General features: G+C 39.6%; 20 protein-coding genes. 13 read left to right on the forward strand and 7 right to left on the reverse strand.

The genetic code is table 11. The annotated features are described in order from the left end of the window. Positions 1-25 precede the first annotated feature (25 nt). The gene (locus tag OCV27_RS19260) at positions 26-856 is read left to right on the forward strand and encodes a sulfurtransferase (RefSeq protein ID WP_125323336.1); all 831 of its coding nucleotides are present in this window, start codon (positions 26-28) and stop codon (positions 854-856) included. 96 nt (positions 857-952) lie between these two features. Next, positions 953-1,666 (forward strand): riboflavin synthase subunit alpha, encoded by a 714-nt coding sequence (locus OCV27_RS19265; RefSeq protein WP_125323335.1) that lies wholly within the window; start codon positions 953-955, stop codon positions 1,664-1,666. Positions 1,667-1,729: 63 nt separating this feature from the next. Here OCV27_RS19265 and OCV27_RS19270 read toward each other — a convergent pair whose 3' ends face one another. Both OCV27_RS19270 and OCV27_RS19275 read right to left on the reverse strand, forming a co-directional pair. Next, positions 1,730-1,918 (reverse strand): hypothetical protein, encoded by a 189-nt coding sequence (locus tag OCV27_RS19270; protein ID WP_125323334.1) that lies wholly within the window; start codon positions 1,916-1,918, stop codon positions 1,730-1,732. Positions 1,919-2,514: 596 nt separating this feature from the next. Then, a complete protein-coding gene (locus tag OCV27_RS19275) occupies positions 2,515-4,260 on the reverse strand; it encodes a bifunctional metallophosphatase/5'-nucleotidase (RefSeq protein ID WP_125320952.1) in 1,746 nt (581 codons plus the stop codon). A 216-nt stretch (positions 4,261-4,476) separates the two neighbouring features. Between OCV27_RS19275 and OCV27_RS19280 the strand changes: the two genes are divergently transcribed. Further along, entirely contained in the window at positions 4,477-6,108 is a 1,632-nt protein-coding gene (locus tag OCV27_RS19280) for an ATP-dependent endonuclease (protein WP_125320953.1), read from the forward strand. Positions 6,109-6,198: 90 nt separating this feature from the next. Here the strand turns inward: OCV27_RS19280 and OCV27_RS19285 are convergent, their stop codons facing one another. Further along, entirely contained in the window at positions 6,199-6,771 is a 573-nt protein-coding gene (locus OCV27_RS19285; RefSeq protein WP_125320954.1) for a YceI family protein, read from the reverse strand. Then, positions 6,768-7,307 carry a cytochrome b gene (locus tag OCV27_RS19290; RefSeq protein WP_125320955.1) on the reverse strand — a complete coding sequence of 180 codons (540 nt, stop codon included), beginning with the start codon at positions 7,305-7,307 and terminating at the stop codon, positions 6,768-6,770. The genes OCV27_RS19285 and OCV27_RS19290 overlap by 4 nt, the downstream gene beginning before the upstream one ends. A gap of 397 nt (positions 7,308-7,704) precedes the next feature. On the opposite strand from OCV27_RS19290, the gene OCV27_RS19295 reads away from it, so the two are divergent. After that, positions 7,705-8,340 carry a hypothetical protein gene (locus OCV27_RS19295; protein WP_125320956.1) on the forward strand — a complete coding sequence of 212 codons (636 nt, stop codon included), beginning with the start codon at positions 7,705-7,707 and terminating at the stop codon, positions 8,338-8,340. Positions 8,341-8,408: 68 nt separating this feature from the next. Here OCV27_RS19295 and OCV27_RS19300 read toward each other — a convergent pair whose 3' ends face one another. Beyond that, on the reverse strand, positions 8,409-9,041 hold the full coding sequence (locus OCV27_RS19300; protein ID WP_125320957.1) for a response regulator: 633 nt from the start codon (positions 9,039-9,041) through the stop codon (positions 8,409-8,411). Further along, positions 9,028-10,758 carry a nitrate/nitrite two-component system sensor histidine kinase NarQ gene (narQ, locus tag OCV27_RS19305; protein ID WP_125320958.1) on the reverse strand — a complete coding sequence of 577 codons (1,731 nt, stop codon included), beginning with the start codon at positions 10,756-10,758 and terminating at the stop codon, positions 9,028-9,030. The genes OCV27_RS19300 and narQ overlap by 14 nt, the downstream gene beginning before the upstream one ends. Positions 10,759-10,999: 241 nt before the next feature. Here narQ and napF point away from each other — a divergent pair, with 241 nt between their 5' ends. The 6 genes from napF to OCV27_RS19335 are packed head-to-tail and all read left to right on the forward strand — an operon-like array spanning position 11,000 to position 15,564. Then, on the forward strand, positions 11,000-11,479 hold the full coding sequence (napF, locus tag OCV27_RS19310) for a ferredoxin-type protein NapF (protein WP_125320959.1): 480 nt from the start codon (positions 11,000-11,002) through the stop codon (positions 11,477-11,479). Between the two features lie 16 nt (positions 11,480-11,495). Then, positions 11,496-11,810 carry a chaperone NapD gene (locus tag OCV27_RS19315; RefSeq protein ID WP_125320960.1) on the forward strand — a complete coding sequence of 105 codons (315 nt, stop codon included), beginning with the start codon at positions 11,496-11,498 and terminating at the stop codon, positions 11,808-11,810. Beyond that, on the forward strand, positions 11,807-14,296 hold the full coding sequence (gene napA / locus OCV27_RS19320) for a periplasmic nitrate reductase subunit alpha (protein WP_125320961.1): 2,490 nt from the start codon (positions 11,807-11,809) through the stop codon (positions 14,294-14,296). Before OCV27_RS19315 ends, napA begins: the two co-directional genes overlap by 4 nt. A gap of 55 nt (positions 14,297-14,351) precedes the next feature. Continuing rightward, positions 14,352-14,807 (forward strand): nitrate reductase cytochrome c-type subunit, encoded by a 456-nt coding sequence (locus OCV27_RS19325; RefSeq protein ID WP_125320962.1) that lies wholly within the window; start codon positions 14,352-14,354, stop codon positions 14,805-14,807. 28 nt (positions 14,808-14,835) lie between these two features. Continuing rightward, entirely contained in the window at positions 14,836-15,411 is a 576-nt protein-coding gene (locus OCV27_RS19330) for a NapC/NirT family cytochrome c (RefSeq protein WP_125320963.1), read from the forward strand. Positions 15,412-15,426: 15 nt separating this feature from the next. After that, positions 15,427-15,564 (forward strand): TIGR02808 family protein, encoded by a 138-nt coding sequence (locus tag OCV27_RS19335; RefSeq protein WP_125320964.1) that lies wholly within the window; start codon positions 15,427-15,429, stop codon positions 15,562-15,564. A gap of 99 nt (positions 15,565-15,663) precedes the next feature. Here OCV27_RS19335 and galE read toward each other — a convergent pair whose 3' ends face one another. Then, complete coding sequence (gene galE / locus OCV27_RS19340; protein WP_125320965.1) at positions 15,664-16,680, reverse strand: UDP-glucose 4-epimerase GalE; 1,017 nt, start codon at positions 16,678-16,680, stop codon at positions 15,664-15,666. 224 nt (positions 16,681-16,904) lie between these two features. On the opposite strand from galE, the gene OCV27_RS19345 reads away from it, so the two are divergent. Genes OCV27_RS19345 through OCV27_RS19355 form a run of 3 tightly spaced genes read left to right on the forward strand, consistent with a single transcriptional unit; the run spans position 16,905 to position 19,286 of the window. After that, positions 16,905-17,639 carry a 5-oxoprolinase subunit PxpA gene (locus OCV27_RS19345; protein ID WP_125320966.1) on the forward strand — a complete coding sequence of 245 codons (735 nt, stop codon included), beginning with the start codon at positions 16,905-16,907 and terminating at the stop codon, positions 17,637-17,639. Between the two features lie 10 nt (positions 17,640-17,649). After that, positions 17,650-18,357: a 5-oxoprolinase subunit B family protein gene (locus OCV27_RS19350; protein ID WP_125320967.1), complete on the forward strand. Its 708-nt coding sequence runs from the start codon at positions 17,650-17,652 to the stop codon at positions 18,355-18,357. Continuing rightward, the gene (locus tag OCV27_RS19355) at positions 18,354-19,286 is read left to right on the forward strand and encodes a 5-oxoprolinase subunit C family protein (protein ID WP_125320968.1); all 933 of its coding nucleotides are present in this window, start codon (positions 18,354-18,356) and stop codon (positions 19,284-19,286) included. Before OCV27_RS19350 ends, OCV27_RS19355 begins: the two co-directional genes overlap by 4 nt. Positions 19,287-19,349: the final 63 nt, after the last annotated feature.

Below are 19,349 nucleotides of genomic sequence, written 5' to 3' on the forward strand. Positions count from 1 at the left end.
TAAACAGATTTATAAAGGAATATTTATGTCACCAATTGTTACACCAAAACAGGTACAAAAACTACGTGAGACTGGAAGACTCATTATCTTGGACGCTAGTATCGACTTTCAGGTACCATCGACTCCACCCAATGATAAACATAATATTATTCCTGACGCCATTCGTTTTGATTACGATAAAGTCTTTTGCGATCCTAGTTCTTTACTACCACATATGATGCCTTCAGAGGAAAGGTTTAATAGCCTTGCTCGTGGCATTGGCATAAATCAAAACTCCATTATTGTTGTTTATGATAATAGCGGTACTTTTGCTTCACCTAGGGCTTGGTGGATGTTTAAAGCGCTGGGGCATGTCGAGGTGTATATCCTCGATGGTGGCCTGTCTGAATGGAAGAATGAAGGTCTAGAGACAGTGACCTCATATCAAAACACTTTTTCTAAGGGCAATTTCAGTGGACAGTTACACCCCAGTTATTTTGTAGACTCTAATTTTATCTTGAACAATATAGATAATTCCAGTTGTCAGATCCTTGATGCTCGCTCACATGACCGCTTTAATGCAAAGGTTACTGAACCAAGGGGTGGTATCCGCTCTGGTCATATTCCAAATTCTGTATGCCTGCCTTTTTTGCAGTTAATCGATGGTCATAAGCTCAAATCCCCTACAGAACTCAAGCGGATTCTGTTGAATACGATGGACCATAATAAAACACAATATGTGTTTAGTTGTGGTTCTGGTGTCACAGCAGCAATTATTTTAGTTGCAGCGCAGATTGCAGGTTATCAAAACCTATCTATATATGATGGATCTTGGACTGAATGGGGAGCAAATACAGATTTGCCGATTCAAGGCTAAATGTTACATTAGTCAGACATAAAGCTTCCTCCAACGCAACTTTTCAAATTTTAACTGCGATTACATTATCGTATTAGGTCAACAGGAGAAACAACCATGTTTACCGGGATTATTTCCTCAGTAGCAGTGATCCAGCATATCGAAGATCACGGTGGGATTCGAACATTTGAGATAGAGTTTGAACAAGACTTTTGCCAAGATCTCAACATAGGTGCAAGCGTTTCCGTTGATGGGGTATGTTTAACCGTGACTGCGCAACAGTCACCAACGAGAGTCGCATTCGATGTAATGCTACCGAGCATTAAGATCACCACGCTTGGAACTTGTGAGGCTGGTTCAAGAGTGAATGTTGAGCGAGCTGCCAAAGACGGTGTAGAGATTGGTGGCCACCCTCTTTCAGGACACATTGATGGTAAAACTACAGTTAACCAAATAGAAGTATTAGAAGAGAATTATCGTCTTAGGTTGGATTTGCCTTTACTACTCAAGCCCTATATTTTTTCAAAAGGGTATATTGCTATTAATGGTGCGAGTCTTACGGTCTCAGAAGTTAATAAGTCCGCCAATTGGTTTGAAGTTTGGCTCATTCCTGAAACCCGACGCCAAACGACACTTGGAAAAAAAACCGTGGGTGATTACGTCAATATAGAGATAGAACGTGGTACTCAAGTTGTCGTCGATACGATCAAAGACACGCTGAATGATGCATTAGGCTCTCTCCTACCTGACTTTGAACGTTACCTAAATACTAAAAATATCGATATTGATTCACTTGCAGGCAATACAGTTCGCCACCTAGCTAAAAAATAAACTCCACAACTAAAAAGCGCCAGCAATATACTGGCGCTTGGTTTCTTTGTTAATACAGAGCTATTAACGATATAAGCCAATATCTTTTTGCATATGACCAGACATATCACTTGCGTAGTAAGCGTGAGGTGTATTGTCAGTAAAAAGAATATCTACTAGGTGTGCAATCAATCCTTTGAATGTTACCGAATAGGTTTTTCTGTCCATAGAGATAGGAGCTTCAATAGTTCCAATACTTATTGCTTGTGTCATGAGTGCCTCTCTATAAATCGTATAATTTGTTTCGATGGGGAAATATTAAGCAATATTTCGATGTTCAAAAAATGACAAATTTTAGCGATTCAGATTAGTTTTTATAATGGAACAATTCGTTAACATTACCAATTAATAAAATGCAGATAAAATGCAGATAAAATGCGAAACTACGATTAAATAGCTAAATTCAATGCATAAAATATCGTCAGAATGACTATAAAAAATCTGCGTTTACAAGTCATTTACATACAATAAATGTAAAATAAATTTGCAACATTACTTATAAAACTACTTTTACAGGAAGTGAAGACTAATTTGAGGGAAAAATACAATAAATAAACACCCGTATTAACTCAACCATCATTTAGAAAAATTATTAAATGCTGACAAGTAGGTATAAAAAACATCATGAATGAAAGCTTAATGGGGATGGTTTCTCCCCATTAAAGCTTATGCTTGGTTGTCATACTACCCCAGACGGAATAAAGTACACTAGTGCAGACCATACGCCTACCCAGCTAACTACAACCACAATATCGAACCAATTTCTCTTTAACATAGGTTCCCCCAAATAACATTAGCCCAATCAGAACTTAGCAACCTTTGTGCCACCAATTCTGTTGTGTTAATTGAGGTCTATTAAGTTCATCTGGCCTATCGGTAAGAAGATCTATAAAGCAATCGGTCATGGACTTATCCGTCACGATTTCCTCTCCAGACATATTTAACAAGGCTTCATATCCCTCCTTCCCTTTCATCGTATAAGCGGAAGAACTTCCGAGGTAAAATACATTAGGATCAATTGCTTGCCAGCCAAACTGAGGTTTATATATTTCTAGATCTACAATCCTCTGCCCTATCTGAGCATGGCTTAAATACTTAAAGTTAAGATTGTAAGTATAGGGGTAGGAACCATCACCAGTACCATTTACGCCATTATTGAGAGCATTGTTTATTGAGCCTTCAAGTGCAGCGGCAATATCCTTCCCTTTGACTTTATAAACACCTACGGGAACGGCAAACGGAAGTAATTTTCCGGCAATATCAGCTACGGAAACATCACCTTGGTGAAGTGAATTTCTTACACCACCAGCGTTGTGAATCGCGAATTCCACACCATAACCAAGTTTCTGCATCGAGTAAGCAAAAGATTCAGCGACAAGCGGCGCCAATTCACTGGCACCAATATCATCAGGGACTCTCACATGTCGCATAGGCTGTTTTGCTGTTGCAACAATCTGATGCTGCAACTCTCGAACTCTAGGCAAATACTTATTATTTAATATTGACTGGACATCTTGATCTTTTTTGCAAACATTAACATTTGGGTGACTATCGATAAACTGACGAACACGGTTATAAGGTACTTGAGTTGTTGCTTTCGTCATACTGGCATCGAGAAAAAGACGTCGCCCTAATAAGAGTTCATTTTTACCGTTAAAGCTTATAACTCTACCGTTTTCATCAAAGTCAATGTCACAATGCCCCATACTAAGGGAGTGATAGCCAGCTTGGACAATATAAGTATCATTAACTTTCATTCCATAATGGTCGTCTTTCTTTAGTCCTAAAGCACTAAAGTCACCTTGTAGGCGATGGCTATGTCCACCAACAATAACACTAATGCCATCTACCTTATCAGCTAAATCAAAATCTGCTTCATACCCCATATGACTAAGTAAAATGATCTTATTGATCCCTTGGGCTCGAATTTCATCAACCGTATTCTTCGCTGTTCTAATTGAATCAACAAAGGGGGTATCATGATCTGGATTTGAAATGTCGAGCATTTGATCTAGAGCCAAAGAAAATATTGCTATAGGCTCTCCTTCGATCTGCTTCACTATCCATTGAGCAGTTCGAGCTATATGATTAAATGCATGAACATTATCAATATCACGTAACGTAAGTGTTTTATTTTTGTTTTCTTGTGAAAGATCCCAATTACCAGCTAATAGAGGAAAATCAATTTCCCTCACAAATTTTGCCACGGGTAAGTTGCCCATATCCAATTCGTGATTACCTAACGCCATAGCATCGAGGTTAAGCGCATTTAGCATTTCAGCGTTAGCTTCTCCTTTAAACAAAGAGAAATATAGCGTTCCCTGAAAACAGTCACCAGCATGGAGAAATACCATTTCTCTGGAGTGACATAGTGTTGCCTCTAGTTGCTTTTTACGAGTAGCGATTCGAGCAAAACCACCTGCACTAACGTAGGGTGTAAAATTTTGTCCTGCTACATTGATTGATAACTGCAATGATGTAGGTTCAAAATGTGAATGGGTATCATTAATGTGGACAAGTCTTATCTTAGCCATTTTATTATTTTTATAACGCATAACGCCTCTCTATTTCCTCACATCGTAACCCATCCTTTGTGACAAATTCATTACTTTTAACATTATTATTTGTTTGGGAAGCACCGTTCATTTTGTTTTAGCAGCATAAAACATTGATGACTTGCCTCAAATTAGTAACTTTGTGAGCTAACCTTCCGCTTGTAAGAAGCTTTTCTATTATGCTTTAGATAACAATAGCTCATTTGGAGTCAGTCAATGCTGCTAGAGCGGATTGAAATTTCCGGCTTTCGTGGGATCAAGCGACTATCCATCGCATTTGAAGAGCTCACCACCCTTATCGGGGAAAATACCTGGGGTAAATCGTCACTCCTAGATGCGCTCGCTGTGGCCTTACCACCTGAAGGAACGCCATATCAATTTGAAATGGCTGATTTTCATGTCGATTATTCTGATGCTCATCCACAATCTCAACATTTACAGATCGTGCTAAGCCTAATTTCTACCGATAAAAAAGAAATAAACTCAGGCCGTTATCGTAAAATCAGACCAGTTTGGACGCAAAACTCACAAGGGACAAACCGGATAATTTATACATTAAGTGCCAGTCGAGAAGGGCATGAGGTAAAAACTCGCTACGTATTTCTTGACAATCAAGGTAACCCACTGCTGCTACATCACTCTGAAAAGCTTGCTCAAGAGCTAATGACACTACACCCTGTAATTAGACTAAAAGATTCTCGCCGATTTGAAAGAGCTATTAAGGTAGGAGAAAATGACAATGACAGGATTGAAAAAAGAATAAACAATACGTGCAGACGCTTAATGGCAGTACCTGGCCATGTAAATAAAGGAGAAATGAAAAGTAGTTTAAATTCTATGAATGTTTTAGTTGAACACTATTTTTCATTTAAATCTAATACACGTAAAAACTTACGAAAACAAAGGGATGGTATTTTTTTTAGTAGTTCTCCAAACAACAAAAGTATTTCACAGGTTGTTGAAGAGACTCAAAGTAAACAGACCAGATTATTGTTCATGGGCTTGCTAAACGCATACCTGCAAGCAAAAGGCCCTAATAAATTACGCCGCTGTGCTAGGCCTCTGTTAATTCTCGAAGACCCAGAAGGTCGTCTTCATCCCACTCATTTAGCACGGGCATGGAGCTTACTTCAGCTTCTTCCAATGCAAAAAATACTAACGACAAACAGCGGTGATCTACTTGGGCAAGTTCCATTAAATAGTATTCGACGTTTAGTAAGGCAATCAGACAAAACGATTACCACTTACCTGCCCGCTCAAGGATTTAGCAAAGATGAGTTCAGACGTATTGGGTTTCATATACGTTTTCATCGTTCTGGTGCACTTTTCGCAAGATGCTGGCTTTTAGTGGAGGGTGAAACTGAAGTATGGCTTTTTAATGAACTAGCTAACCAATGTGGTTACAATTTAGCTGCTGAAGGAGTGCAAATAATAGAGTTTGCCCAATCAGGTTTAAAGTCATTGGTGAAAATAGCTAAAGCATTTGGTATTGACTGGCATGTTGTCACTGACGGTGACGCTGCTGGGAAAAAATATGCATCAGCTGTCCGTGCACAACTTGGTAACGATCAAGAACGGCACCGTTTAACAGAGCTTCCCGATAGAGACATTGAGCATTATCTATACAACAATGGTTTTGAAGCTTTTTTTAAGGATATGGTTCGTATTCCATTAGATCATCCAATCCCAGCTAAAAAAGTAGTCACTAGAGTACTTAAGAAATTTGCCAAACCAGATTTAGCGCTTGCTATTGTCTCTTATTGTGAAGGTAAGGGGATGGAATGTATACCATTATTACTCAGATGGACATTAAAACGTGTTATTACCATGGCTAATGGCAATACTTAATAGGTTGAATATTTAAGTAATAGACTTTTAAAAAATAATCGTGTTCTGAAAAGTAAACCTCTGACAAAACCATCAGAGGCTTACTGCCTATTATTTCTTAATGCCTTCGACGTGTAGCTCCATATCCACATAACTTGAAGAACCCATTACTGGGATTTTAAAGTCAGCAAGCTCAAGCCGAACCGTTCCATCAAATCCTGCTCTTTCGCCACCCCAAGGATCAGCGCCTTCTCCAATAAACTTAGCATCTATCGTAATAGGTTTAGTGACACCATGCAGGCTAAGTTCCCCATTAACCTCAAGTGCCCCATTACCTTTATCTACAATACTTGTACTATTAAACGTTGCTTTAGAGAACTTTGAAGCATCTATGAAATCACCGCTACGAATATGTTTGTCTCGCTCAGCGTGATTAGAATCTAGACTTTTCGTATCAACAGTTACAGAAATCTTAGAAGCAGCAATATTTTTAGGGTCATAAGAAAAGCCACCTTCAAATTTATTGAAGCGCCCTTTTATAAAGCTGTAACCTAAGTGGCTTACTTTAAAGTTAATTGATGCATGAGCACCTTTGGCATCAATAACGTAGTCCGCTGCACTAGCACCAAACGGCAACGCCATCACTAAAGCCGCTAGTCCGGTAGCGAATACCTTTCTTTTCATTTTGAAGCTCCTATCATCTTACGTAGAGTATTATCTTTGTTTATCACATGGTGTTTGATAGCAGCCATTGCATGTGCTGCTGCCATAAGAATAAGTGCCCAAGCACAGTAGAAATGAATGTTCCCAGATAGATCAGCTTGATTTTCAAATAGAGCACCAAGTGCAGGGACAGAAAACCAATCAAATACATCAATACTGCGGCCATCTTCTGTAGAAATCAGATATCCAGAAACAAATAACCCTATCAAAGCCAAGTACATAACGAAGTGAACAATCTTGGCCGCAAAGATTTCATATGGCTTACCTTCTATATCAGGGGCTGGCGTAAGCTTTTTCCAAATGATACGAAATAAAGTCAAACCTGCCAGTAAGATGCCGATCGACTTATGCCAATGAGGAGCAGTTCTATACCATTCACTGTAATAGCTTAAATCAACCATCCACAAACCAGCTGCAAACATACCAATAACAAAAATGGCAGATATCCAATGAATAGTACGGGCGACTGGATTATAGTTTTTTACTTCTGAACTCATAGTGTTCTACCCAATATTAAATGCATCTCTTTATCGTCTAGACTACCGCCTAGCGTATTCCCAGCACAGATTATTTACCCTTCTTTACATTCACAAAATAGGTATAACTTGTTCGACTTATTCAAAAATATTGACAGACATTTGATTGTTCTAATCTCCACTAACTATTCAATTACCATCATTCATATACTTACAAACTGGTAGATGGCCTTAAATGTCTAGTTGATATTTAAGATATAGCAACAAGACATATTGCAATACTTTTTTGTTGTGACACAAATTCAATCTTAGGCAAAAATCTTTAGGTATGTTTCTGATTTTTCTATTTAAGCATAACTAGGTGAGGTCTTCACATGCTAATCTTTCGAGTAGCACCATCAACTTTCGGAGAGACCTCTTGCTACTAGATGTACTGATCCAAAGTGTCAATGAGTTTCAAGCAGATTGCATGAAACTTTGTCAAAAAAACTATCCCACTATTCATAACAAAGGTATGAGCCAACACCATTTGAGTCTGGCTTTTTCTCGCAGACTATCACGTACCCTTATAGAATTTGGCCATAACTGCGAGTATGTAGCTTTGGATTCTGACATAGACTCTGCTCCAACCCATTGCTATAGAGTCACCTCCGATGTGGGTACCGTTTGGGTATTAACATCCCACTTGGTAACAGGTGGGAACAATTGCAGACAAAAATTTCTCCAAGCCGTAAATCATTGGCAAGAAGAATATTCCTTTGCGATTCAACCGAATGATTTATTGTTATTGGTTGGCGATCACTGGTTTTCGCGCAACAGACAAAGCAGAGAAATACTTTATTGGTGGACAGGACAGCTTCCTGACGATGTTGAAAAATATCAAATACAAGGTGTCAAACTATCTGAAAGCGAAACATTGCTTAGTCATCTATTAGAAAAGTACTTTTCACTAAGTCCTTATTTCGTAAAATGTACTCACCCACTAAAACGCTCAACCGATAACCAAACCGTACTCAAGTATGTCCAACTCTATTGTGTAGCCCAGTTGAGCTAAAAAGCGGCTAACAAATCATGCTATAACGACTTTTACCTATTGCTTTATTAATAGGTATACTGGTAAAACTATTTTAGATCACCATAGCGTTCTAGATATAAAATAGTTGCAGCAGTTCTCGACGACACATTAAGTTTTTTCAGTAATTTTTTCATATGTACTTTAACCGTTTGTTCAGAGATGAACAACTCGTTTGCTATCTGTTTATTGCGATAACCTTTTGCTACTTCTTTAAGGATCTGTGTTTCACGGTCCGTCAATGCTTCAAATACATCATAAGTACTTCGATTATCTGCCAAATATGATGCAACTTGTTTGCTATAGACCTTATTCCCTGTAAGGGAGTGTTTCAGAAGATCTATAATCTCGTCTGGCTCAGTATCTTTAAGTAGATAGCCGTCTGCACCCGCCTTTATCATAGTATCGATATCCAATACATTGTCTGATACTGTCATGACAATAATAATTGCATCACAGCCATCCGCCCTAAGAGCATTTAGAGTATCTAGACCCGACATTCCCTTCATATTCAAATCAAGCAATATCAAGTCTGGTTGAACTTGATAATTTTCAGATACAGCATCAGATCCATTACTTGCCTCAGTCACAACCTCAAACTCGTTTTCAAAACTTAATAATTGTCGCACTCCTCTTCTCATTAATGGGTGATCGTCTACGAGTAGTACTCTACATTTGGTCAACGTCATGTTCCTTAGTTTTGGGGTAGATCAATGAAATTTCGCATCCTTTGCCATTCGCCGTTTTTACTTCTACCTTACCTTGCAAACATAAAGCGCGCTCTTGAATTATATTTAGTCCGTAATGGTGTACTTTACCGGTCATATGCTCGAAGCCAATACCATCATCTTTTACACTGACATATACATAATACGGGCCTTCGTGACAGTGAATATCAATCTGAGAAGCTTGAGCATGTTTTATAGCATTGGTAGTCGATTCTCGGATTATCTGCAATAGATGTACTTGCTGATGGATCTCCACTTCAATAGATAGAAGTTCATTGTTAAGCACTATATATGACTGTGTTTGCTTTCTCAGTTGCTGAACCATCTCTTGCAATGCATGACCAAAACCTCCCGCTTTTATTGTCAATCTAAAGGTAGTAAGTAGCTCCCGCAAATGTGTATAGGCCGAAGATAACCCTGTATCGAGTTCAAGCAATGTCAGATTTGTTTTGTTCAACAGTATAGATTGTGGAAACTGGTCCATCTGTTTCTTTATGATAGAAACTTGAATTTTAAGATAACTCAGAGCTTGAGCCAGTGAATCATGCAACTCGCGAGCAATAGTAGCTCTTTCTTCCATAAGCAGTAGTTGTTCTGACTTGCGTTGAGCTTGGCTATAATAAATAGCACGAGAGATCATTTGCACAAAATTCTCTATCAATGATGGGTCTGGGCAAGGTAACGATACTGACAAAAGTAACGAACCTAATTCTTGCTCATCAAACAATAATGTTTTGTACTGATCCGCAGAAAAAGATCCCTCATCTACTCCATGTTCGATAGACAACGTTTTTTCCCCAAATTGAAAGATTTCCAATCGAACTGATTCTATGCCTTCAATATTCACAAGTTGTTTGAGAATATTAGACAGATTTTCCTGAGTAATACGTGAAGTCGTCAACTCCTGAGAAGAGCGATACAAAACTTGTAGAGAGTTATTAGCTTTTTGAAGTTTCTGCGTTTTCTCGTTAGCGGCAAACTCAAGACCTTTATACAACTTACCCAATTCGGTAGCCATATTATTAAAGGTATGAGTCAACAGCCCAATTTCATTATCATTAACTACGTGAAGGGATATATCAAAGGAACGAGCTTGTACCTGTTCACTGGCCTTGATCAACAAATCGAGCGGTTTTACTATTTGCTTACGAACATAATGAATCAGTATTAAAGATACTGTTAAGATACTCCCCAGACCAATACTCCCCACCCATACAGAAACAATTAATTTTTGTTCTGAAAAGTGTTGAAGTTTCACTACAAAATTGTCAATTTTTTCAACAAAAATAACTACTTGATCTAGGTATTCCTCTCTAGAATCACCACTCAAAGTTTCTTTCATTTGATGCCAATATCTGACTAAATAATCGTAGTCTTGGGTTATCAAGTCTGAAGACAGCCAGTTTCGAAGCTTTTTCATAGACGGAGAATAAAGTGACCGCTCAAACATCATCATATGGGATGCGAAATCGTTGGACTGCGCTTTTATATCATACGCAAGACGGTAGCTTTGCATCCGCATTGAACCTGCAACATTAATCGCTTCCGCGTCATTTAAACTTGATGATAATGTGGCAATAGCAAAACTTGTAGCAGCTATTGACAGCATTAAAATTAAAATCATAGCCTTAGCGACAATTCTAGTTACCGACTTACGCTCAAGTTTAGACACGTATTCTCCTATTTTATCTATTACAACCCTAATAGCTAATACTCTTTGAATCGATAAAGCGAATATCTCTACATATGTTTAAGAGTTTATTGATCTAAAACAATAGTATCGTTTTTTACCCCCTTAGAGGTATTTATTCAGATAGATCAAAAACTACAATTTAACCTAGGTTAAAGGACAATTTAATCAAATGTACTGTGAGCTAAAGTCAGTATAGTTTGTATTGATGGTAGGTAATATTGTGGTCGATCTTTCAAAACGAAATTTACTCTCTCAACGCAAACAGGAAAGTACTTTCCTGCACCTTCCGTGGCTCTCGCAGCCCTCTTCTTTTACTGATCTATGTACAAGATGTTCAAAATGTATCGAGGCTTGTGAAACACAAATTATAGTAAAAGGAGACGGAGGCTTCCCTAAAGTTGATTTTTCTGTTGGTGAATGCACGTTTTGCCATCAGTGTGCTGATATCTGCGCCGAACCCATATTTAGTCCCACTATTGGAAAACCATGGGCAGCAAAAGCGGTTATAAACTCAAACTGTTTAGCCAAACAAAATATAGATTGCCGGACATGCGGCGATAGCTGTGAGCCAATGGCAATCACATTTCAATTAGCCATTGGTAAAGTTGGACAACCCATTGTGAATCTAGATGAATGTAACGCTTGTGGTGCTTGTGTCTCCATTTGTCCAGCGTCCTCCATCGATGTGAAAAATTTATAATAAATGGATATTTACTATGCCGCTCAATGAAGTACATATTTCTAGCTTAGTGGTACACGTACCACCAAACTCTTTATCAGAGACAAAATCGCACATTAACGCATTTAACAATGCAGAAGTATACGCTGATAGCCCAGATGGGAAAATCGTGGTTGTTCTAGAAACCGAAAATCAGGGATTCATTACCGACACCATCGACGCCATAAATAATCTACCGAATGTATTGAGTACGGTACTTGTCTACCACCAAATAGAAACAGAATTCGACGATGATGAACTCAAGCATCACTGCAATCAAGAACACTATTCTCAACCTGGGGGTGAAGTATGAAGATGACTAGACGTGAGTTTGTAAAAGCAAACGCTGCAGCATCAGCCGCTGCGGTCGCAGGTATCACTTTACCGGCATCAGCAACTAATCTTATCGCTAGTTCAGACAAAACTAAGATTACCTGGGACAAAGCCCCCTGTCGTTTTTGTGGTACAGGATGTTCTGTTCTTGTAGGTACACAAAATGGTAAAGTTGTCGCAACTCAGGGAGATCCTGAAGCGCCAGTAAATAAAGGACTTAATTGTATCAAGGGCTATTTTCTCTCAAAAATCATGTATGGAGAAGATCGCCTAACACAGCCTCTAATGCGTATGAAAGATGGCCAATACAATAAAGATGGTGACTTTCAACTAGTTTCTTGGGATGTCGCTTTCGATACAATGGCTGAAAAATGGAAGCAGGCATTGCAAAAACGAGGACCATCTGGTGTAGGTATGTTTGGTTCAGGCCAATGGACGGTTATGGAAGGCTATGCGGCCGCCAAAATGATGAAGGCTGGTTTTCGGTCAAACAATATAGACCCCAATGCGCGGCACTGCATGGCTTCAGCTGTTGGAGGCTTTATGCGAACTTTTGGCATTGATGAGCCTATGGGATGTTATGATGATTTCGAGAACGCTGACTCTTTCGTTCTCTGGGGATCCAATATGGCAGAAATGCATCCTATTTTATGGACACGCATTACTGACCGTCGATTAAGTCATCCACATGTAAAAGTCAATGTATTATCCACATACTATCACCGTTCTTTTGAGCTAGCGGATACAGGTTATATTTTTGAGCCGCAATCCGATCTCGCTATCGCTAACTTCATTGCAAACTACATAATACAAAATGATGCCGTAAACTGGGATTTTGTGGAAAAACACACCAATTTTAAACAAGCTACGACTGATATAGGTTATGGTCTACGTGATACTGATCCTTTGCAACAAGCGGCAGCAAACCCAAACTCAGGCAAAATGACTTCTATTTCTTTTAAACAATACAAAAAGTCTGTCGCACCATATACCGTCGAAAAAGCATCCAAGCTTTCCGGTCTCTCAGAAGATAAATTAATCCAACTCGCTAAACAATATGCCGATCCAGAGACAAAAGTAATGTCTCTTTGGACAATGGGTATGAACCAGCATACTCGTGGTGTCTGGATGAATAGCCTTATTTATAATATTCATCTGCTAACGGGGAAAATTTCAACTCCTGGTAACAGTCCATTTTCTCTAACTGGTCAACCCTCTGCATGTGGTACTGCTCGTGAAGTTGGTACTTTTTCTCATAGACTTCCCGCAGATATGGTTGTTGCTAATCCCAAACATCGCAAAATCGCGGAAAAAATCTGGAATATCCCAGATGGAGTGATCCCCCCTAAACCGGGTTATCACGCTGTACAGCAAGATCGGATGCTTCATGACGGAAAACTCAATGCATACTGGGTAATGTGTAATAACAACATGCAGGCCGGACCCAACATAAATGGCGAACGCCTCCCAGGCTATCGAAATCCAGAAAACTTTATCGTTTGTTCCGATCCCTACCCCACAGCAACTGCGCAAGCTTCTGATTTAATTCTACCAACAGCAATGTGGATCGAAAAAGAGGGAGCTTATGGTAATGCTGAACGTCGTACTCAAGCATGGTATCAACAGGTTAATACTGTAGGAGATGCAAAGTCAGACTTATGGCAAGTAATGGAGTTTACTAAGCGCTTTAAAATGGAAGAGGTCTGGACTAAAGAGCAACTTTCAAAAGCACCTCAATACCGTGGTAAAACACTGTATGACATGTTGTTTGCCAATGGTGTCGTAAATAAGTATCCACTAAAAGAGGCACAAGAACTAAACGATGACGCTCATCATTTCGGTTACTACGTTCAAAAAGGCCTGTTCGAGGAGTACGCAACATTCGGGAGAGGCCACGGCCATGATCTAGCTCCCTATGATGTTTACCATCATGTAAGGGGACTTCGCTGGCCAGTAGTAAATGGAAAAGAAACGCTATGGCGTTACAAGGAAGGCTCTGATCCATATGCCAAGAAAGGAAGTGGTTGGGATTTCTATGGCAAACCAGATGGAAAGGCCTTGATTATCTCGGCTCCTTATGAAGCTCCTCCCGAAGTACCAGATTCTGAATTTGACTTGTGGTTATGCACAGGAAGAGTTTTAGAACATTGGCATACAGGCACTATGACCCGTCGAGTCCCTGAACTATATAAGGCTGTACCAGATGCCGTATGCTACATGCACCCAGAAGATGCTAAATCACGTAACTTACGTCGTGGTGAAGAGGCGCTAATTGCAAATAAACGTGGTGAAGTACGGGTACGAGTTGAAACACGTGGCCGGAATCGCCCCCCTAAAGGTCTAGTATTTGTACCATTCTTCGATGCTCGCATCCTGATAAACAAACTGATTCTTGATGCGACAGACCCTTTATCTAAGCAAACGGATTACAAAAAGTGTCCTATCAAGATTAGCAAGGTCGTGTGAATCAGAATAACACAGCGGCTAAACAGCAGTTTAGCCCATAGGTGGAGAACGTAAGATGAAAAGAATGGGTTTTGCCTTGCTATCAATTAGCGCTTTAATCAGCACCATTACAATAGCTGAACTAAATAATCCCGGCGGAATAGGAGGAATAGAATCACTACGCGGAGCTAGTGAGTTGGAAGTAACTCGCCCTGCTGATGACTTTAAAAAATATCCTAAAGAACAAGTACTTGAAAGTAGCTATGTTTATCAACCCCCTTTAATTCCACATAGTATTCGTGGTTATGAAGTATCTCTTAACGCCAATAAATGCCTCTCATGCCATAGTTGGAAGAATGCCAAAGAAATGGGAGCAACAAAAATCAGCGTTACACACTATGTTAACCGTGAAGATGCCGTACTGGCAGATATGTCACCTCGCCGCTATTTCTGTCTGCAATGTCACGTTCCTCAGGCAAATGCACAGCCTCCGGTTAAAAATGATTTTATTAGTGTTGAATCACTCAAGTAAATAATTCGTAAGTAAATAAGAGGCTAATATGAAATTATTGAAAGCGTTTTGGACTCGTTTAACATCTCCCAGCAAAGCTGCGGCAGGCATCGTGCTTTTTATGGGTTTTATTGGCGGCCTTCTATTCTGGGGAGCCTTTAATACTGGGATGGAGGCTACAAATACCGAAGAGTTTTGTTCAAGTTGTCACGCCCCTATTGTGGCAGAAATCCAAGAGACTATTCACTATTCAAATCGTTCTGGTGTGAGAGCTATTTGTTCAGACTGTCACGTACCTCATGAATGGACAGACAAAATTGTTCGCAAGGTGCAAGCTTCCAGAGAGCTCTTTGCACATTTTGTTTTGAGAACTATTAATACTCCAGAAAAATTCCAACAACGCCGGGCTCACTTGGCAGAAAGGGAATGGGCAAGATTTAAGAATAATGATTCTCTTGAGTGTAGGAACTGTCATCAATTCGAATACATGGATTTTTCAGAACAAGGCGCCAGAAGTGCTAAACAACATTCAACTGCATTAGCTTCTGGGGAAAAAACATGTGTAGATTGCCACAAAGGCATTGCTCACAAACTACCCGACATGCATGGTGTTGAAGGCTGGTAATAGGAGAATCAAAACATGAGTACATTAGAATCGGTTATATGGCATGTATTAGGTTATAGTGCCATGCCATTTATCATCCTATCAGGTTTCGTAGCCGTCGCTGCCGCATCCATTTGGCTGTTATCACTTAGCAAGGATAAAAAATTAGGATAGTCTAAATAGACTTTTCTATCACTTATTTCACATCCTCTCGATATGCTCTTAGCTAATATAGAGAGAAGTTTACGATGGCTGGCTATTGGATGACTTATGTCATGATTCAGGATACCCTTCTGGATTATTTGATTGCCAACGCCAAGTATCAGCTGTCATATGCTCTAGCGTCCTTTTTGCCTGCCACTCAAGCTCTTTCTTCGCTTTAGTAGGGTCAGCCCAACACTCGGCAATATCCCCAGGACGCCTAGAAGCAATTTTATAAGGAACTTGCTTTCCAGAAGCCTTTTCAAAAGCTTTAACCATTTCTAAAACACTATAACCATTACCTGTCCCCAAATTATAGATATGTAACCCATCCAATAGTCCAACTTTATTCAAGGCTGCGACATGTCCATCGGACAAATCCATCACATGAATATAATCACGTACTCCAGTTCCATCAATTGTGGGGTAATCATCGCCAAATACAGACAAATATTCTCGCCGACCGACAGCAACTTGCGACACAAAAGGCATAAGGTTATTTGGGATACCTGATGGATCTTCACCTAAGTGACCTGATGGATGAGAACCTACAGGGTTGAAATAACGCAGCAGCGTAATGCTCCAATCTGGATTCGCTTTCTGAAAATCGCATAAGCATTCTTCAACCATCAGCTTACTTCGACCATACGGATTCGTTGCACTGGTTGGAAATTCTTCGGTTATAGGCACGCTAGCAGGATCGCCATATACTGTGGCTGACGAGGAAAAAACAAGTGATTTGACACCAACTTGACGCATTGCATCTACAAGAATCAAAGTACCGCTAACATTATTATCATAGTACTCGAGCGGCTTCTCTACCGACTCTCCTACAGCTTTTAAACCGGCAAAATGAATCACAGCATTGATTTGTTGATCTTTTAGCACGTTCACGAGTTTCTCTTTATCACGAACATCCCCTTCAACAAACAAAGGTGTTGTACCCGTTACCTCTTTTATACGTTTTAAAACGGATTTTTTACTGTTATATAAATTATCATAAAGTACAGGCTTCATACCTGCTTCGAGCATCTGTATACAGGTATGACTACCGATATATCCTAGACCACCAGTCACTAAAACGTTCATACTAAAAACCTTATTATCATTTTCGGCTACATATTAACGGATACTTTCACCAAAATATAGCGCATATATAGACCCTAACACAGCCTTAAACGATATGAATTCTGTCTACTAGATCCAATGTAATTAGCTGTAATTCGTTTACACTGAAGAAATAACGAAACAGATCATTGAATGTCTGTTATTTTTATAACATGTTGAATATATGAAAGTATTGGGGGTATTCAATGACAAAGCGCTCTATAACTCTCAATTGTGATATGGGTGAGAGCTTCGGACTGTGGAAAATGGGGAATGATGAAGAGGTAATGCCGTGGATAGATATGGCGAATCTTGCTTGTGGCTTCCATGCATCTGACCCCGATATCATGTCGCAAACCATCAAGCTAGCGATTGAGTATGACACTCAAATAGGAGCACATCCAAGCTATCCGGATCTTCAAGGCTTTGGTAGAAGAAAGATAGACATGGAGATGAAATCCATCACGAATATAATTATCTATCAAGTCGGAGCATTGAAGGCTTTAGCAGAAAGCCAAAATACCCAAGTAAATTATGTAAAACCACATGGTGCTTTGTACAACAGCATGATGCGTGAATTATCCATCTTCGATGCAGTTGCAGATGCTGTCGCTTGTTTTGATATACCTTTAATGATGCTTGCCGTAACTGACAATGAAAAGTACCTTGAAATAGCCGACAAATACGAATTACCTGTTTTATTTGAAGCCTTTGCAGATAGAGCATATCTATCCAGTGGTGAGCTTGCCCCGCGTTCTATGCCCGGTTCCGTTTTGTGTACAGAAAGCGAAATTCTTGACCAAGTTAAACAAATCGCTCACTACGGAAAAGTAAGAACTATCGATGGCTTCCTGATACCAATAGAAGCCGACACAATTTGTGTCCATGGTGATAATCATCATGCTATTCAAAGAATTCAAAGAATTAAAGATGCCCTCTAGGAGGTTGAGAGTGAATATAGAAACGTCCGTTGACCCTGTGGCTGAATGCTCAATTTTGATTCGGTTTGAGGCAGAATGTAGTCAAAAACTTTCTCTCTTGATAGGCGAGATAAGCCGATACTTAGCCAATCAACTTGGCACAATAATCATGAATGTTACCCCTTCAATAGACTCTATATTAATCGATTACCTTCCCCATCGAGTATCTATATTTGAATTTATTCCGTATTTAGAACAACTGGTAACGGAAGCTATCAGCGCAATGCCTGATAACATAGAACCTATGAGTGTAGAATTACCTGTTTACTACCATCAAGATGTTGGACCTGAACTTAACCAGTACAAAGAAAAAGGTCTAAGTGTTGATGATGTTATCGGCTTGCATAGCCAGCATGAATACACTGTTGGAGCAATTGGCTTTGCTCCCGGTTTTGCTTTTCTATCATCAGTTTCTGAGGTACTTCGCTTGCCTAGAAGAGCTAATCCAAGGCTCAAACTACCGAAAGGTAGCGTAGGTATAGCAAACTGGAATACAGCGGTATATCCATCTGAATCTCCTGGAGGATGGAATATCATTGGCAACTGCCCAGTTAACTTATATACACCTGAAAAAACACCAATTCTTCCATTTTCTATAGGAACAAAAGTTTGTTTTAAACCTATTTCCAGCGACGAATTTCTCCGTCTAGGTGGACGTATAGTAAGGGGATGGCAATGACGAGTATTAACGCAATCACTGCAATTAAGCCAGGCCAACAGACTCTTATTCAAGACTTTGGCCGCTTTGGACTTGCACATTTGGGAATTACACAAGGTGGTCCAGTTGATGATTATGCATATAGCTGGGCAAATCACCTACTTGGTAACACAACAAATTGCCCATCACTGGAAATTACGCTTGGACAAGCTGAATTCCAAGTTCACGCTGATTGTGAGATGGCAATAGCTGGTGGTGATCTACGAGCTCAACTCAACGGGCAACCCCTTGAAAATTGGTCAACATTTTTTGCTAAACAAGGCCAATCTATCACTTTTTCCTTAGCACAAAATGGATTACGAAGTTATTTGGCAGTCAAAGGTGGGTTCAAAGTCCCTACTCAATTGGGAAGTACATCAACCGTTACTCGTGACCAGCTTGGCGGAATCAATAATGGTAGTCCCATTTCTTCTGGTGATAGAATTTATTTCGAGGCTCATGACTTAGGAAAAAAAACAAGACAAATGACCTTTAGATACAAACCCGATTATAATTTACCTCTCGAACTACGAGTTATTGAAGGTTATCAAGCAAGCGACTTCTCAGCAGACGCTTTAAGCTCTATGTACAATCAAACATTCTGCGTGAGTAAACTTGTTGATAGAATGGGTTACAGACTATGTGATGGCCACATATTACCACCTAGAAAAGAGTATCTGAGTGAAGGTATCGCCTTAGGTTCAATACAAGTCACCCCCGATGGTGAGCCAATTATTTTACTCAATGATAGGCAAACGATTGGTGGCTACCCAAAAATTGGTTGCGTCGCCCGAATTGACCTTCCAAGGCTTTCCCAAGCAAGACCTGGGCAAAAAGTTAGGTTTGTTAGAGGTGATTTACTTGGTTTACAAGAAGTTTGGTGCCAATGGGCAAAGTTTTTTGGGTACTAGCGCCGAATAACAACTTAAAAGAAATAACACATTTGAATTCAATTAATAAATACATTGAACAAT

It is taken from the genome of Vibrio pectenicida (assembly GCA_024347015.1).
Taxonomy (GTDB): Bacteria; Pseudomonadota; Gammaproteobacteria; order Enterobacterales; family Vibrionaceae; genus Vibrio; species Vibrio pectenicida.